Origin of the sequence: Actinomadura sp. 6N118 (genome assembly GCF_044326415.1) — a bacterium.
Classification (GTDB): Bacteria; Actinomycetota; Actinomycetes; order Streptosporangiales; family Streptosporangiaceae; genus Spirillospora.
On the sequence record NZ_JBIRAZ010000007.1, the window covers coordinates 234060 to 249948 of the forward strand.

At 71.2% G+C, this 15889-nt stretch carries 11 protein-coding genes; 7 read left to right on the plus strand and 4 right to left on the minus strand.

Annotated features, from left to right (window positions below; all coding sequences use genetic code 11):
• Positions 1 to 6: 6 nt before the first annotated feature.
• Positions 7 to 363, minus strand: coding sequence for a nuclear transport factor 2 family protein (locus tag ACH34W_RS20115; RefSeq protein ID WP_395962443.1), 357 nt, complete (start codon positions 361 to 363; stop codon positions 7 to 9).
• On the minus strand, positions 360 to 1823 hold the full coding sequence (locus ACH34W_RS20120) for an MFS transporter (protein ID WP_395962444.1): 1464 nt from the start codon (positions 1821 to 1823) through the stop codon (positions 360 to 362). The genes ACH34W_RS20115 and ACH34W_RS20120 overlap by 4 nt, the downstream gene beginning before the upstream one ends.
• Before the next feature lie 87 nt (positions 1824 to 1910).
• Between ACH34W_RS20120 and ACH34W_RS20125 the strand changes: the two genes are divergently transcribed.
• The 3 genes from ACH34W_RS20125 to sigJ all read left to right on the plus strand — a co-directional run bounded on the left by ACH34W_RS20125 (position 1911) and on the right by sigJ (position 5756).
• A complete protein-coding gene (locus ACH34W_RS20125) occupies positions 1911 to 2618 on the plus strand; it encodes a TetR/AcrR family transcriptional regulator (RefSeq protein ID WP_395962445.1) in 708 nt (235 codons plus the stop codon).
• A gap of 13 nt (positions 2619 to 2631) precedes the next feature.
• On the plus strand, positions 2632 to 4785 hold the full coding sequence (locus ACH34W_RS20130) for a LuxR C-terminal-related transcriptional regulator (protein ID WP_395962446.1): 2154 nt from the start codon (positions 2632 to 2634) through the stop codon (positions 4783 to 4785).
• Positions 4786 to 4880: 95 nt separating this feature from the next.
• Positions 4881 to 5756, plus strand: coding sequence for an RNA polymerase sigma factor SigJ (sigJ, locus tag ACH34W_RS20135; protein WP_395962447.1), 876 nt, complete (start codon positions 4881 to 4883; stop codon positions 5754 to 5756).
• A gap of 91 nt (positions 5757 to 5847) precedes the next feature.
• On the opposite strand, the gene ACH34W_RS20140 is transcribed toward sigJ, so the two are convergent.
• Positions 5848 to 10533, minus strand: a complete 4686-nt coding sequence (locus tag ACH34W_RS20140; RefSeq protein ID WP_395962448.1) for an FtsK/SpoIIIE domain-containing protein — start codon at positions 10531 to 10533, stop codon at positions 5848 to 5850.
• A 107-nt stretch (positions 10534 to 10640) separates the two neighbouring features.
• Positions 10641 to 11558 carry an NAD-dependent epimerase/dehydratase family protein gene (locus tag ACH34W_RS20145; protein ID WP_395962449.1) on the minus strand — a complete coding sequence of 306 codons (918 nt, stop codon included), beginning with the start codon at positions 11556 to 11558 and terminating at the stop codon, positions 10641 to 10643.
• Positions 11559 to 11689: 131 nt separating this feature from the next.
• Here ACH34W_RS20145 and ACH34W_RS20150 point away from each other — a divergent pair, with 131 nt between their 5' ends.
• From ACH34W_RS20150 to ACH34W_RS20165, 4 genes are all read left to right on the plus strand, one after another.
• Entirely contained in the window at positions 11690 to 12391 is a 702-nt protein-coding gene (locus tag ACH34W_RS20150; RefSeq protein WP_395962450.1) for a WHG domain-containing protein, read from the plus strand.
• 233 nt (positions 12392 to 12624) lie between these two features.
• Positions 12625 to 13563 (plus strand): hypothetical protein, encoded by a 939-nt coding sequence (locus tag ACH34W_RS20155; RefSeq protein WP_395962451.1) that lies wholly within the window; start codon positions 12625 to 12627, stop codon positions 13561 to 13563.
• Between the two features lie 2 nt (positions 13564 to 13565).
• Positions 13566 to 14558, plus strand: a complete 993-nt coding sequence (locus tag ACH34W_RS20160; protein ID WP_395962452.1) for a hypothetical protein — start codon at positions 13566 to 13568, stop codon at positions 14556 to 14558.
• Positions 14559 to 15860 (plus strand): CpaF family protein, encoded by a 1302-nt coding sequence (locus ACH34W_RS20165; protein ID WP_395962453.1) that lies wholly within the window; start codon positions 14559 to 14561, stop codon positions 15858 to 15860.
• Positions 15861 to 15889 lie beyond the last annotated feature (29 nt).

Here is a 15889-nt window from a genome sequence, read left to right on the forward strand (position 1 = left end):
TTCAGATCATTCGAAGAAGCCGATCACTCGGCTGATGCGACCGTCCACGATCTCCACGTAGTCGTAGTCGTAGCCGGTCGCGACCGCGGAGTCGGCTCCCGCCGGCCCGAGCCGCCAGGTGAAGAGCGCCTTGTCGTGATGAACGTTGATCAAGGTGCCCAGGGAGAAGACCAGGTCGCCGAACTTCGCCTGGCCCTTGTCGATCGCGGCCGACAACTCGCTGTGGCCCTGGAGACCCGCGTAGTCCGGGTCGCTGTAAATCGAGTCATCGGTCAGCGCCGTCGCCATCAGCTCGCCCCGGCGCGTGGCGTCGCGTTCGTTCCAGACGGCGAGGTAGTTCTGAACGAGTTCGTCGATGCTCATGGCCTGACTCCTTCGAGAGAGGTGGTGATTTCTTCCGATACCGGCGCGGGCCCCTCCGGGGCCGGTGCCGGACGCTTGAGGATGAGGGCGAGCAGGCCGCCGACGGCGGTCACGGCCGCGGCCGCCCATCCGGCGGTCTGCAGGTCGTCGAGGATGTCGGCGGGTGTCGAGGCCGCCGTGCCCGTGCTCGCGGTGGCGATGGCGACGAACGCGGCCAGGCCCATGGCGCCGCCGATCTCCTTGGCGCTCGTGGCGACCCCCGAGGCGACGCCCTGCTCCTGGGGGGCGATGCCCGATCCGGCCGCCGCGAAGAGTGCGACGAATGCGATACCGCCGAAGGCGCCCCAGATGACGCTGCCGGGCATCAGCGCCCAGAACGAGCCGTTGACCGACATGCCGGACACGACCGCGGCGATCCCGACCGCGGTGCCGAACATGCCGGTGACCAGCGTGGTCCTGACACTCCATCGCCCGAGCATCAGGGGAACGATCTTCACGGCGGCGAACATGCAGATCAGGGTGAGGGGCAGGAACGCCAGCCCGGCCTCCAGCGAGCTGTAGCCGAGGACGGGCTGCAGGTACGACGTGAACACGTAATACCCGCCGCCGAGCGTTCCCTGGAAGATGGCGATCACCGCCATCGTCGTGGCCAATGACCGGGTGCGCAGGAGCCGGAGCGGCATGAGCGGGTCACGCGTACGGGACTCGACGACGAGCAGGAGCGCCATCAACGCCGCGCCCGCCGCCAGTGAGCCCGCCGCCTGGACCGAACCCCATCCGGCTTCGGGACCGCTCGCCAGCCCGAACACCAGCAACACCGATCCGGCGGTCGCGAGCACCGCGCCCGGCAGGTCGAAGCCTCCCCATCCGGCAGAACGAGGCGCGTCCGCAGCCAGCAGCCAGACAGCGGCCGCAGCGGCGCCCAAAGCGAGCGGCACGTTCACGAAGAACACCGACTCCCAGCCCAGATAGTTGGTGAGCACCCCGCCCAGCAACGACCCCGCGGCCAGCCCGCCTGCGCCTGCCATGCCCCAGGCGCCCAGGGCACGGTTGCGCTCGGGCCCCTCCGCGAATCCGCCATAGATCAACGCGAGCGTCGCAGGCGTCAGCAGCGCGCCGCCGACTCCCTGCACGGCCCGCGCCGCCACCAGCGTTCCGGTCCCCGTCGCGAGGCCGCCCGCCAGCGACGCGATCCCGTACAGCAGCAGGCCCAGCATGAACATCCGCCGGGCACCGATCCGGTCGACGGCCCGCCCGCCGAACAGCAACAGTCCGCCGAGCCCGACGGCGTAGGCGCTGACGACCCATTGCACGGATTGGGCCGTGAAACCGAGCGCCGACCCGATATCGGGCAGCGCAACATAAACGATGTTGTAGTCGAGAGCGACGATGAGCTGCGTGAATGCCAGCAGGGCCAACCTCAGCCCGGCTCGTGTGGGCCTGGGTGCGGCTCTTCCCACAATCCGTCTCCTATACAGCGTTGGTTTACTACACGGCGTTCAGAGTTGTCACGGCGTAGAGTAGCGCAACGCTGTAGACTGTCAAGCATGAGTGAGACGGTGAACCGACGGGCCCGGCTGCGCGCCGAGACCAGCGCCGAGATCAAGACCATCGCGCTGAAGCTGATGGCCACCGGCGGCCCCGACGCCATCTCGCTGCGCGCCATCGCCCGCGAGATGGGGATGACGGCGGGCGCGATCTACAGCTACTACCCGACCCGGGACGATCTGATCACCACGCTGATCAGGGACGTCTACGGCGAGCTCGTCGACGCCGTGGAGGTCGCGCGGGACGCCGTGCCCGAGAGTGATCCGGGTGGCCGGCTGCTGGCCTGGGGCGAGACAGTCCGCGCATGGGCGCTCGCCAACCCCGAGGGCTTCCGGCTGATCTACGGCGATCCGGTGCCCGGTTACCAAGCGCCCGAGGGTGGCCCGGCGCGCGAGGCCGCCCACCGTGCCTGCGCCGGTCTCACCGGCCTCGTCGCCGCCGCCTGGCCGGAGGCCGAATCCTGGCAGCCCGGCGGCTACGACTGGTCGGACTTCGAGGCCGGCCTGGCCGAGGCAACGCAGGAGCAGTTCCCCGGCCTCCCGCCCGCGGCGGTCGCGCTCTCCCTACGTGTCTGGGGACGCATGCACGGCCTGGTCGCCCTGGAGATCTATGGCCACCTGCGCCCGCTCACCCACAAGACCGCCTCGATCTTCCATGACGAGATGCTCGACCTGACGAGGTCACTCGGCCTCACCCCGCCCAAGTGACCGTGATGGCCCAATGAACGCGAAGCACGGCGTCCAGGCAAAGACGCACATCGTTCAGGTCAAACTGCGCCCGCCACGGCCTCTCCGCCCCTTGATCGAACGCGCCGGCCTTGAGGCCCGGCTCCAGGCGGCGGTGAACGAGGCGTTCGTCATCCTCCTGCTTGGGCCGAGCGGCACCGGCAAGACCTCGCTCCTGACTCGCTGGGCGCAGACGACCCCCACCGCCTGGCTGACGGTGGACGCCCGCGACAACGACCCGGCGCGCTTCTGGACCCACCTGGCCGCCGCCCTACCCGCCCCCGCCTCGCTCGACCCCGCTCTGACTGACGCCTCTCCGCCCGACGTCGCTCCGCACGTCTCGCCAGTCCCTGCGGGCAGTGATGCGTTCGTGGAAGTGCTCGCTGAACGAGTCGCCGGATCCCCCAAGCAGGTGATCTTGGTCCTGGACGAGTACGAGCAGATCGTCGAACCTTCCGTTCACCAGCAGCTGGACCTCTTCATCCGGATGGCGGGAGACGCGCTCACGACGGTGATCGCCAGCCGGGTGCGGCCGCCGCTGCGGCTCGACCAGCTTTCGCTTGCGGGGCGGCTCGCGACCGTCACCTGGTCCGACCTGCGGATGAACGAGGAGGAGGCACATCGGCTGCTCCTCGAGACGTTCGACGTCGACGTCAAGGACGATCAGGTCGCGGCACTCGTCGAGAGCACGGAAGGGTGGGCGGGAGGCCTGGCGCTGGCCGCCGTGAGGATCCGCGACGACGTGCCCGATCGGGCGAGCGATGCCGACCACCTTCTGGACTACGTCTGGGGAGGGCTCGCACCGGAGCTGCGCGAGTTTCTCCTGGACACCTCGGTGCTGGATCGGTTCACGGCCGGGCTGGCTGATGCCGTGCACGGAACGGGTGACGCGGCCGGCCTCCTGGACCAGCTCCGTCGTGATGGCGTCTTCCTCCTGGTCGAAGAGGACGGGCCTGGCAACGGCACCACCTACCGCTACCAGCGGCTGTTCAGATGGGCGGTCGCCCGCCGCCTGTCCGCCCACGATCCGGAACGGGAACGGGAGGCGCACCGGGCGGCGGCCTTCTGGTACGCCGAGCACGACGACCGCGACAGCGCCATCGACCATGCCCTCCAGGCGGGCGACCACGGGCTCGCGGTGGACCTGATCGGGCGTGCCTTCGACGACGCGCACGGCTGGAACGCCATGGAGAAGTGGCTCCAGGCACTTCCGGACGAGGCGATCGACGCGGCGGTGGGGGACTTCGTCGACCGGGCGCTGGAGGTGTGGTGCGGCCTCGGGCGGCGGGACGAGCGGGACCGCTGGAGCCGGCTCACGGGTCGCGAGTCACCGCCCGGACGGCCGGCGGACGTCTGGCAGCTCTGCCTGCCGCGTGAACGGGGTGATCTCGCGCTGGCGCTGCGGTACGGGCGGGAGGCCGTGGGGCGCTGGCCGGCGCCGATGACGGCCACCCAGGTGCGGATCAGCCTGGGACGCAGCCTCCTGCTCGCCGGCCGTACGCAGGAATGCCGGCAGTTCCTGGACGACGTCGAGACGTTCTGGCCGAAGGGCATCCCCGCCCGTCTCGCCACTGCCGTCGAGGCACTCCGCGGGCTCGCTGCGTACCGCGACGACGACCACGCCGAGGCACGCGTCCGGCTGGATCACGCTGACGCCGCGCGTGCCGAGGCGCCCGGTCACCCTCGCCCCCAGGCCGTTCCCGAGTACGTCATCCTCAGGGCCGCGCTCACCGGAGGCACCGAGCCGCTCCGCAACCTGATCGACGGACTCGGACCCGACCACAGCATGGCCGCGTTCGCCTCGCTCATGCTCGCCCGGGCGTACCTCGACCAGGGAGAGCCCGAGCTGGCAGCTGGATGCGTGGCGCCTGCCAAAGACCAGATCGCCTCGTTCGCGAGTGCGCTTGGGCTGGTGGACCTTCTCGCCGAGACCGCCGCCAAGACCGCGGACGAGCCCCGCACCGCTCCCGCCGACCTTCTGAGCGAGCGCGAACTGGCGGTGCTCCAGTACCTTCGCAGCGACCTCACCCTCAAAGAGATCGCGGCTCACCTCTATGTGTCGCTCAACACGATCAAGACCCACGCGCGCCACGTCTACCGGAAACTAGGAGTGGCAGGCCGCCACGACCTCCTTCCCCCTGTTCGCTGACAGCTGAATCCGTCCCGCGTGCTCCTGCCCCAAACTCATGCACGAGCCCCCACACCGGGCCCGTTACGATCTCAAGATCTTGTGACGGAGGACCCATGGACGAGAACGACCAGCTGGCGGAGCGCTTCGAGGCCCACCGTCCCCATTTGAAGTCGGTGGCCTACCGGATGCTCGGCTCGCTGGCCGAGGCCGAGGACGTGGTGCAGGAGTCATGGTTCCGCCTCAGCCGTTCCGACACCTCCGAGATCGACAACCTGGGCGGCTGGCTGACGACGGTCGTCTCGCGGATCTGCCTTGACACGCTCCGGTCCCGCTCGGCCCGGCGCGAGGACCCGCTCGACGTGTACGTGCCGGACCCGATCGTGAGCCGTGCCGACAGCGGCGCCATCGACCCCGAGCAGGAAGTGCTCATGGCCGACTCGGTCGGCCTGGCCCTGATGGTCGTGCTGGAGACCCTCTCGCCGGCCGAGCGGCTGGCGTTCGTCCTGCACGACATGTTCGCCGTGCCGTTCGAGGAGATCGCGCCCATCGTGGAACGTTCGCCTGCGGCGACCCGGCAGCTGGCCAGCCGGGCCCGTCGCCGGGTCCAGGACGCCCCGACACCCGATGCCGACCTGGCCCGCCAGCGCGAGGTCGTCGACGCCTTCATCGCCGCCGCCCGAGGCGGCGACTTCGAGGCGCTGGTCGCCGTGCTCGACCCGGACGTCGTGCTGCGCGCCGACCTCGGCGTCGCCAACAAGCCGATCTTCGGTGCCGCCGCCGTGGCCAAGCAGGCGCTCATGTTCCAGGGCGTGGCGAAGTACGCCCAGCTGGCCATGGTCAACGGCGTGCCCGGCATCGTCCGGGTCGAGAACGGCCGGGTCGTCGCGGTCCAGTCCTTCACGATCACAGACGGCAAGGTCGTCGAGATCCACATCCTCGCCGACCGCGCCCGCCTGGCCGACCTGGACATCCACTTCCCCGCCGCCTGACGCTCCGACCTCCCGCCACAACCCGACCGGCACCACCACGCCAGCCACCACACACCACCGCCGCTAGGTTGCCTGACCGGATTCGCTGCCGTCAGGTCGCAGGCACTGGGGCGCCGCCTTCGGGGCGGTCGCCGCCTACGGGGGGTGGGAGTGCCACCTGGATCTGGGTGGTGGCGCCGGTGGCCACGAAGAGGCCGCGGCCGGTGGGGCCGCCCAGGGTGGCGTTGCGGGGGAGGCGCAGGCCGAAGAGGTCGCCGTCTTCGGGGCTGTCGACGGACAGCAGGAGTCCTGAACGGGACCGGCGGGTGTCGGAGAGGAAGCCGCGGTAGCCGCGTCCCAGGTCCTCGGTCGTGCCACCGATGACGACCGCGTGCTCGCCGTCGCGGGCGGTGCGGAGGACGGTGCGGAGGGCGTCGTCCAGCTCGCTCTCGTCCAGGAGTTCGGCGTCGTCGACCACGACGACGTAGCGGTGCTCGTCGCCGATGGCCGCGGTCAGGTCCTCTTCTTCGGAGTCGGCCGACAGCAGGCCGAGGACGCCGGGGCGGCCGCTCAGCAGGCGAAGGGGGGAGCGCCGCGGGGTGATGAGGACGACCGGGACGAGCCCGCCTCCCACCGAGGGGTCGAGGAGCGACTCGACGATGGTGCGGAGCGTGGTGGAGCGGCCCGAACGCGGCGGGCCGGCGACGACGAAGCCCGGGCCCTCGTTCAGCAGGTCGATGCCGACCGGGGCGAGGGTGTCGCCGCCGACGCCGACCAGCGCCCACAACGCGGAGGGGGCCGTGTGCTCCTGGTCGAGCGCCATCGCCTCCCGGTACGTGACGCGCACCGGGAGTTCGTCGACATGGAGGGGGCGTTGCCTGCGCGGCAGCCGTCCGTAGCGCGTGACGCATGTCCGGGCGATCTCCTGCAGCGCGGCGATCTGCGCGGCGCCCGAAGGGTCGTCGCCGAGCAGGCCGATCTGCGACTCGCGCGGCGGTGTGCCGGCCCCGGCCATCTCCAGGACGCGGCCCGGCGGCATTTCGGCGGGCACCTGCTTCTCCTGCAGCCCCGCATAGCCGTAGTCGTTCGGGTCGGCCATGCGCAGGACGAGGCGGCGGTCGAACACCGTGGAGACCTGGCCGCTCAGCCCGGAGCGGTCGCCGGTGAAGACCGCGCGCAGGCCGACCGCGGCGCCCTCGCGCAGCAGGCGGAGGACGGCGTCCACCAGGCGTCCGTAGTCGTAGTGTTCGAACGCGCCGACGAAGCCCTCCCAGCGGTCGAGCATCAGCACCATCCACGGGAGCCGGTCCGGTGCGGCGACGGCGGAACGCTGTTCGGCGAGTGAGGCGAAGCCTGCCTCGGCGAGGAGTTGCTGGCGCCGTGCGATCTCGGCCGCGAGCGCGGTGATGAGCCGTTCGACCCGGTCGAGCTGGTCGCGGCCGACGACCGCGCCGCAGTGCGGCAGTGACACGAGCGGCAGCAGCGCGTTGGCGCCGCAGTCGATCGCGTAGAGGTGCGCGTCGTACGGGGAGCACGCCCCGGCGAGGGAGCCCGCGATCGTGCGCAGCGCGGTCGAGCGCCCGGATTGCGACGCGCCGGCGAGATAGAGGTGGCCGCCCCCGGTGAGGTCGAGGGTGAGGGGTTCGCGGGACTGCACGGCGGGCAGGTCGGTGATGCCGAACGCGATCGGCGGGACGTCCACGACCGAGCCGCCCGCGGCGGTACGCGGCGCGAGCCGGACCTTGTCCGGCAGCGGGGTCAGCCACGGCGACGGCTGCCGTTCGATGCCCTCGCGGCGCGCCGCCTCGGCGATCGACTGGACGAGGACGGCCAGGTCGGTGACCATTCCCGTGTCCGCGTCGTCCAGGGACTCGCGTAGCGCGGGCAGCGGCCGGCCGAGGCCCTGCCACGGTACGGGCAGGACGGTGGCAGGCGCGGCGACGGCAGGTCCGGTGCCGGGCCGGCGGCCGCCGATCCGCGCGGACTGCACCGCGTGCAGCGACGACGCGCCGGAACGGATGTAGCAGCGGCCGGGCGTGGCCTTGGAGATCTGCGCCGCCTCGGGGGAGTCGAGCACGTCGGTCGACTCGTCCGGGTCGGTGACGCGCAGCGCGATCCGCAGGTTGGTGTTGGCGCGGATGTCGGCGGTGACGACACCGGCCGGGCGCTGCGTGGCGAGGATGAGGTGCACGCCGAGTGAACGGCCCCGGCGGCCGATGTCGACGAGGCCGGTGACGAAGTCGGGCAGTTCGGTGACCATCGCCGCGAACTCGTCGATCACAAGGACGAGGCGCGGCATTGGTGCCAGATCGCTGCGGATGAACGAGTGGTCCTGCTCGGGATGGGCCTTCATGCTGCGCAGGTCGTTGTAGTCCTCGATGTCCTTCGCGCCCACGTCCAGCAGGACCTCTTCGCGGCGCCGCAGCTCGGCCGACAACGATTCGAGGGCGCGCTCGGTCGCGTGGCCGTCCAGGTCCGTGACCATGCCGACGGTGTGCGGGAGCTTGGCGCAGTCCTTGAACGCGGCGCCGCCCTTGTAGTCGATGAGCACGAACGTCATCTCGTCCGGCCGGTTGGTGAGAGCGAGCGAGGCGATCAGCGTCTGGAGGAGCTCCGACTTGCCGGCGCCGGTCGTGCCGGCGATCAGGCCGTGCGGCCCGTCAGCGCGCAGGTCCACCTCGTACACGCCGTCGGTGCCGACACCGATCGGGACGCGCGTGGAACGCCCGCCGGTGACGTCCCACGCCCGCACCACGTGGTCAGCCGTCGGGTCGGGCAGGTTGAGCAGATCCAGGAGCCGGGCCTCCGCCGGGATCACCTCCTCGGCGTCCTCCCGCGACACGTCCCGGACGGGGGCGAGAGCCCGCGCGACCCGGTCGGTCCACGCGGCGGACACCTGGTCGGCGAGGACGGGACCGATCACGTCGAGGCCCTGGCCGCGCAACCGCAGCGTCTCGGGGCTCTCCGGGTCCCAGGCGGCGACGGCGGTGCACTCTTCGGGCAGCAGCCGTTCCTCGTCGTCGATGCAGATCGCGTTCAGGCCGAACTCGGCGCCGCGTTGCAGCAACATCGGCATCCCCGGCACGCGCCGCAACTGCCGGGCGCCGTCGAGCACGATGAGAATGTTGTACGGGATCAGGTCGGCCGGTTTGCCCTGGCCGAAGAGACCCGATGCCGACGCGGCCTGCGCTGCCCGCCGCCGTTCGCTGACCCGGATCGCCAACTCGGTGACGCGGTGCGCCACCGACTCGGGGTCGGTGCCCACCAAAGCCGTGCATTCCTCCCCTTCGCGCGGTGCAGAGTGCGGCAGCCAGCGGACCCAGTTCCACTCCTCTTCCGCTTCCCGGTCGGCGCACAGCACGACGATCGCCAGGTCACGCGGGCTGTGCAGTGCGGCGGCCTGCGCGACCAGCCAGCGTGCGAGCGCACGGGACGCGGGGCGCGACTCACGGGCCGCGGTGCCGGTGATGCCGATGACGCCCAGCTCGGGCAGTGGCAGCGTGACCGGTACGAGCCGTGCCACCGGCACGTGCAGATCGGAAGCCTCCGGACCTGCCGACTCCAGTCCCGCCAGCTCGATCCGCGCGGGCAGGTCGGCCACGCCGAGCCGCAGGTGGAGCACGTCCGGGTCGGTGGCGCGCCGCTCCCAGAGCCGCCGCCGCGGCCCGGTCGCGGTCAGCAGCACCTCGGCGGGATCGGGGTGGACGGTCCGGCGTTCCTCCTGGTCCTCGCGCCGCAGCCGGTCAAGCTCGCCACCGAACTCGGCGGTCTTCCGGTGGTACTCCTTCAACGCCTTCTTGTACGACTTGCGGCCGTGGACACGGTCACCGATCCACTCGCCGACCGTCATCACCGGCCAGGCCAACGCGAACAGCGCCCACCACCACTGGCCCAGCGCGAACGCCATCACCAGGCCGAACGCCGAGAACAGCAGCGCGCCGAAGAGCCTCAGCCGCTCCTTGGGGTTGCGTTCGGGCCGCTTGGGCACCTCCAGCCGCCGCGTCCGGTGCGCGGGGTGCAGGCGCGGCGGGCGGTTGAACGCGAGGCCGCCTTCGGGCAGCGGTTCCAGATGCGTGTCCGGTGCAGAGCTCTGCGCGAGCGTGAGGATGCTGCCGCCGATCGCCAGCATGCCACCGAGTGGCCAGACGGTCTTGCCGGAGAGCGGCTCCCCGTCCAGGAGCACGCCCCGGGCGATCGTCTGGGTGGACGGCTCGACATGGACGGCGTGCGGCTCGACGGTGATCCGCAACGACCGGGACGGCACGAGCGGATCGTCGAGGGCGACGTCCACGTCCTCATCCGGCGCGCCCGAACCGAGCGTCGAGACGCCCAGGCCGAGCCGGTGCACCGAGCCCGCCGCCGGACCGCTCACCACCCGTACCTCGACCAGCCCGGTCGGCTCGGCCAGCATGGTCGCGGCGGCCGCCCGCTGCTCCACGGCGACGACCGCGCCGTCTCGCAGCTCCCTGACGGCGGGGGCCTGCGGGTCGAGCATGCGCCCGTTCATCCACAACGTCCGCCGCTCAGCCTTGCGAGTGTCGACCCGGGCGTCGGCCCGGCTGCCGTCACGCGCGTCGGTCCGGGCACTGGCGCGGGTGTCCAGGCGACCGCCCTGGGCGAGCGTCGCCTCTTTCGAAAAGCGGGGCGTGTGCGCGGCCGGGACACCATCCGCCGGTGGTGCGGCGTCCAGGGTGGCGAAGAGTGATCTGGCGACGCTGTCAACGGTCGCGTCGGCGTCGACATTGATCACGACATCCCGGGGTCCCTGGCCGGTCAGCGCCGTGAACGAGATCCGCATTCAAGCCCCTCCAGAATGCGCCGCCCCCGTATCAAGGGCGGCGCTGCCGCTCGGGCCAGCTTAATTACACACGCCCGCCAAGCGGCTCGGGACGACACGAGGCGACCTTAAGCAGCGGCGATAACGGCCTTAAGCCCCTCGTCCACCGAAGTCGGCGCGACGCCGAAGGTGTTCTGGAACGCGGACGAGTCGAGGATGTACGGCGCGTCGAACTGGTATCGGGTCTCCCGCAGCTCGCGCATCATCGGGTTGACCAGTCCGATCGCGTTGAAGAGGGGCCGGGGCATCGTGCCGATGCGCGGGGCCGGAGCACCTGCCAGCTCGCACAGCCGTTCGCCGAACGACTGGGCGGTGAACGCCGGTGCCGTCGGGATGTGCCAGACGCGTCCGAGGGCCCGCTCGTCCGTGCCGGCGATGGCCAGTGCCCGCGCGACGTCCGGCAGGTAGGTCCAGCTGTGCGGCTGGGCCGGGTCGCTGAGGAACGTGACCCGCTTGCCCGCGAGCAGCGGCCGGACGAACCTGACGGAGCCGATGTAGGCGTTCTCCGTGCTCCCGGGGCCGTAGAAGTCGGAGGCGCGCAGCTCGGTGACCCGCGCCCGCCCGGCCTGGTGCGACGCGAGCATGTCGTCCCACATCTTCGCCCTGATCTGGCCCTTGTGGCCGGGGGCGGCCTGCGGCAGGTCCTCGGTCATCGGGCCGTCCACAGGGCCGTACACGTACAGGTTGCCCAGCGCCACCAGGGCCGCGCCGGTCTGCTCGGCGGTGGCCAGCAGGGAGGCGGCGACGGGCGGCCAGATCTCCGCCCACTCGTGGTAGCGCGGGTTCATGCAGTTGTAGAGGGTGTCCGCGCCCCGCGTGACCTCGATCAGCCGGTCGCGGTCGGCGGCGCTCGCCGCGACCTTGCGGACGCCGTCCGGGCCGGAGCCGGAACGGGTGACGACGGTGACGTCGTGCCCCTTGGCCATCAGCAGCTCGGCGAGCTGTCCACCGACCTGGCCGGCACCGACGATGACGTGCTTACCCATGAGAACCGCTCCCTTGATCCGGGTGAGCCGAGCCTGCCGCTCCGCTTCGAGAGCAATGCTCTCTCAAGAGAGCATCGTTCGTCAAGAGCAGTGCTCTCGTTTTATTTCGGTGCTCTGCTAACCTCGGATCCATGAGTGCGAGCCGTACCGCCCGGGAGCGCGTCCGGGCCGAGCTGATCCACGAGATCACCGAGATCGCCCGCAGGCAGCTGGCCACCCAGGGGGCGACCGGGCTGTCACTGCGCGCGGTGGCCCGGGAGATGGGCATGGTCTCCTCGGCGATCTACCGGTACTTCCCCAGCCGGGACGACCTGCTGACGGCGCTGATCATCGACGGCTACAACGCGGTCGGCGACGTGGTGGAACGGGCCGACGCGGCGAGCCGCCCGGACGACTACGCCGGACGGTGGCTCGCCGTCTGCCGCGCCATCCGGGAGTGGGCGGTCGCGCACCCGCACGAGTACGCGCTGATCTACGGTTCTCCGGTGCCCGGCTACGAGGCGCCCGAGGACACCATCTCCGCCGCACTCCGCGACACGGTCGTCTTCGCGCGGATCGTCACCGAAGCGCACGGCGCCGGTGAGCTCGAGCCGCCAGCCGGGCTGCCGCCGGTGCCGCCCTCGATCGAGGCGGACCTCGGACGCGGACGGGCGGCGGTGGAGATGAACGTGCCGGACGACGTCGTGGCACGGGCGCTGATGGCCTGGGCGGGACTCTTCGGAACGGTGAGCTTCGAGCTCTTCGGGCAGTTCGAGACCGTGGTCGAAAACCGGATCGGCTACTTCGACCACACTGCGACGACGCTTGGACGCCTCATCGGCTTCAAATTCTGACCTTTTGGTACTAACAGACTGACCTTTTCGGTAGCTGTCAGCGATTCATGTGACTGGGCGTAAGAACGGAAGTGATTAGCGAAATGCCTGGTCAAATCGGGATTTCCAGTCACGGTGCGGCTTCACCTCGTGGAATCCATTGACGTGGCGTCGCGCCCCCCGCGAGCATGGATCGCCCCGGTGATGTGGGATCTCGCGGGACGCGGGAGGCCACGGGGGACGGGAAGGAGCACGTGGCGAGGGCGATGAAGGGCAATCAATCGGCCGTCGCGGGTGGAGTCTCCGCAGGTACCGGCAGTAATGCGGGCGCGGGCCGGGCGGGGCTGGGACAGTCCGGGCTGGGCGCCTCAGGCGGGCAGCGGCTTCCGGTCGCACCGCGCGAGCGCAAACCGGCGCTCGCCGCGCTCGCCGTCCTCCTCATTCTCGGCGGCGCGCTCGCCAGCGCGTATCTCGTGATGGCCAGCGGCCAGCGCGTGTCGGCGATCCGCATCGTCCAGCCGGTCGCGGCAGGCCAGCCCATCCCGCTGAGCGCCCTCCAGGAGGTGCAGGTCGGCGACACCGGCGTGGAGTACTACATCCGGTGGTCCGAGCGCCAGAAGGTGACGCGCGCGTACGCCGCCGTGCCACTGGTCAATGGCGCGCTGCTCACCAACGGAATGCTCAGCAAGACCGCGGAGGCTGAGCGCGGCAGGGTCGTCGTGGGCCTGGCGCTCAAGCCCGGCCAGCTTCCGGCGGGGGCGGACGGCCTGGTCAACGGCGCGCGAGTGAGCCTGTACGCGGTGGGCACCGGCACGGGTTCGGGCGGGCCGCGCCCAGGGACCGTGCTCTCGACGAACGCGATCGTGGTCAACGTCAGCAGTTCCGGGAAGAGCGACCGGCTGCGCGGCGACCAGACCTCGGTGAACGTCGCCGTTCCGCCCAACGAGGCGCCGGCGATCGCGCAAGCTGCCTCGGCCGGAGCAGTGGGCCTCGCCCTGCTCCCACCAGGTACGGAGCTGGCACCCCAGCAGGCCCCCACCCCCCAAAAGCAGCAGACGCCCGGCAACGGCAACACCCAGAGCCCAGGACCCGGCAACGGCACGGGCACGGGCACGGGCAGCGACACTGGGAACGGCAGCAACACCGGGAACGGCAACGGCACCGGCAACGGCACTGGACCGGGCGGGAACTGACAGTGGCACTCATCGCGCTCGCGGCCGACAAAGGGGCGCCGGGCGTCACGACCGCCGCCGTCGCCCTCGGCGCCGTATGGCCGCGCCCGGTGCTCGTCGCCGAATGTGACCAGGCCGGCGGAGACCTCGTCTACCGGTTGCCTGCGGCCGCCTCGGAGGACGACCAGCTCGGCGGCATGCTCAATCCCTCGCGCGGGCTGCTCAGCCTCGCCGCCACCGCCCGGCGCGGACTGCGCCCAGACCAGATCGCCGAGCACTGCCAGCGGCTCGTCGGCGGGCTGGACGTGCTCGTCGGCATCACCGGCGCCGAGCAGGCGCAGGGCATGACGTGGCTCTGGGGCCCGCTGGGCCGCGCGTTCGCCGGGCTCGACCCGGTCGACGTGCTGGCCGACTGCGGGCGGCTCGGCGCGGGCACTCCGGTGCTCGACCTCATGCGCGAGGCCGACCTGGTGCTGCTGTTCACGCGGGCGACGCTGGAGCAGGTCGCCCACCTTCGTGAACGTGTCGCGGCGCTGTCGTCGGAACTGCGCGGCGGGCCGCCGATCGGCGTCATCGTGCTGGCCGATCCACGTGACTTCCGCGCACAGATCGCCGAGGTCGACCGCGTCATCACCAGCTCACAGGGCCGCCACGCCGCCGACGCCCCCACCGGAGCACCGCCGCCCACGGTGACCGTGCTCGGCGGGCTGGCGCTCGACCCCAAGGGCGCGGAGCTGCTGGCGGGCAGCTGGGGCGGCCGGCTCGACCGTTCCCTGCTCATCCGCTCCGCCCGGGAGGTCGCCGGCGAGCTGGTCGGCCGCCTCTCCTCGCTCCGGGTCGGCCCGGGCGGCAGGCACGCCGCTCAGAACGGCGCGCCGCAGGTTCCCCCGGCCACGCAGATACCAGTCGGTCAGGCAGATCACGCAGGTCAGGCCGGGCACGCAGGCCAGGCAGGCCACGCCGGGCACGCCGGGCACGCAGGCCAGGCCGGGCACGTCGAAGAGGGGAGTCGCTAGGTGGACCACGGCCTCGTCAAGCGGCTGCGCCAGGAGGTCGGTGACCGGCTGGCCCAGCAGCGCCGGCTCGATGCCGCCAGCGGGCTCGCGCCGATGTCCGGAGAGGACGAACGCCAGTTCGCCCGCGCCCTCATCGGACAGGTGCTGGAGGAGTTCGCACGCGGCGAGCTGACCGCGGGGCGCCGCCCGCCGAACGCCGAAGAGGAAGAGGCGCTCGCCGCCGGCGTGCACGCCGCGCTGTTCGGCGTCGGCCGCCTCCAGCCGCTGCTCGAAGACCCCGAGATCGAGAACATCGACATCAACGGCTGCGACCGGGTCTTCATCGGCTACGCCGACGGCCGGGAGGTCATGGGCGAGCCGGTGGCCGAGACCGACGAGGAGCTCGTCGAGCTCATCCAGATACTGGCCGCCTACAGCGGGCTGTCGTCCCGGCCGTTCGACACCGCCAACCCGCAGCTCGACCTGCGGCTGCCGGACGGTTCGCGGTTGTCGGCGGTGATGGACGTGGCCGTCCGGCCCGCCCTGTCGATCCGCCGCGCACGCCTCGGCAAGGTGTTCCTCAGCGACCTGGTCGGCAACGGCACGTTCAGCTCCGAAATCGGCGCGTTCTTCAAGGCCGCCGTGCTCGCCCGCAAGAACATCATGATCGCCGGGGCCACCAACGCCGGCAAGACCACGCTGCTGCGCGCCGTCGCCAACGAGATCCCGCCGCACGAACGCCTCATCACCGTGGAACGTGCCCTTGAGCTCGGCCTCGACGCCTTTCCGGAGCTGCACCCCAACTGCGTCGCGTTCGAGCAGCGGCTGCCCAACTCCGAGGGCCAGGGCTCGATCACGATGGCCGAGCTGGTCCGCCGCTCACTGCGCATGAACCCCTCCCGCGTCATTGTCGGCGAGGTGCTCGGCGACGAGATCGTCACGATGCTGAACGCGATGACGCAGGGCAACGACGGCTCCCTCTCCACGATCCACGCCAACTCCTCGATGGAGGTCTTCAACCGCATCGCCACGTACGCGATCCAGTCGGTGGAACGCCTGCCGGTCGAGGCCACCCACATGCTCATCGCGGGCGCCATCGACTTCGTGGTCTTCATCGAGAAGCGCAACGACTACGCCAGCGGTGGCCGCCTGCGCCGCTACGTGGCGAGCATCCGGGAGGTCACCGGAGTCGACAACCGTGTGCTCTCCTCCGAGATCTTCGCGCTCGGCCCGGAGGGCTACGCGCTGCCCGCCGCGCCGATCGCGTGCGCCGACGAGCTGGCCGAGTTCGGCTACGACACCTCCCTCGGAGGTGTCTGGTGACCGGCCTCCATGTAGTGACGTCCGGGGGA

Excerpts from the sequence above, each read along its gene's own strand:
- sigJ (WP_395962447.1), top strand. The coding sequence starts at position 4,881 with ATGGACGAGAACGACCAGCTGGCGGAGCGCTTCGAGGCCCACCGTCCC.
- ACH34W_RS20125 (WP_395962445.1), top strand. The coding sequence starts at position 1,911 with ATGAGTGAGACGGTGAACCGACGGGCCCGGCTGCGCGCCGAGACCAGC.
- ACH34W_RS20145 (WP_395962449.1), bottom strand. The coding sequence starts at position 11,558 with ATGGGTAAGCACGTCATCGTCGGTGCCGGCCAGGTCGGTGGACAGCTC.
- ACH34W_RS20140 (WP_395962448.1), bottom strand. The coding sequence starts at position 10,533 with ATGCGGATCTCGTTCACGGCGCTGACCGGCCAGGGACCCCGGGATGTC.
- ACH34W_RS20115 (WP_395962443.1), bottom strand. The coding sequence starts at position 363 with ATGAGCATCGACGAACTCGTTCAGAACTACCTCGCCGTCTGGAACGAA.
- ACH34W_RS20130 (WP_395962446.1), top strand. The coding sequence starts at position 2,632 with ATGAACGCGAAGCACGGCGTCCAGGCAAAGACGCACATCGTTCAGGTC.
- ACH34W_RS20150 (WP_395962450.1), top strand. The coding sequence starts at position 11,690 with ATGAGTGCGAGCCGTACCGCCCGGGAGCGCGTCCGGGCCGAGCTGATC.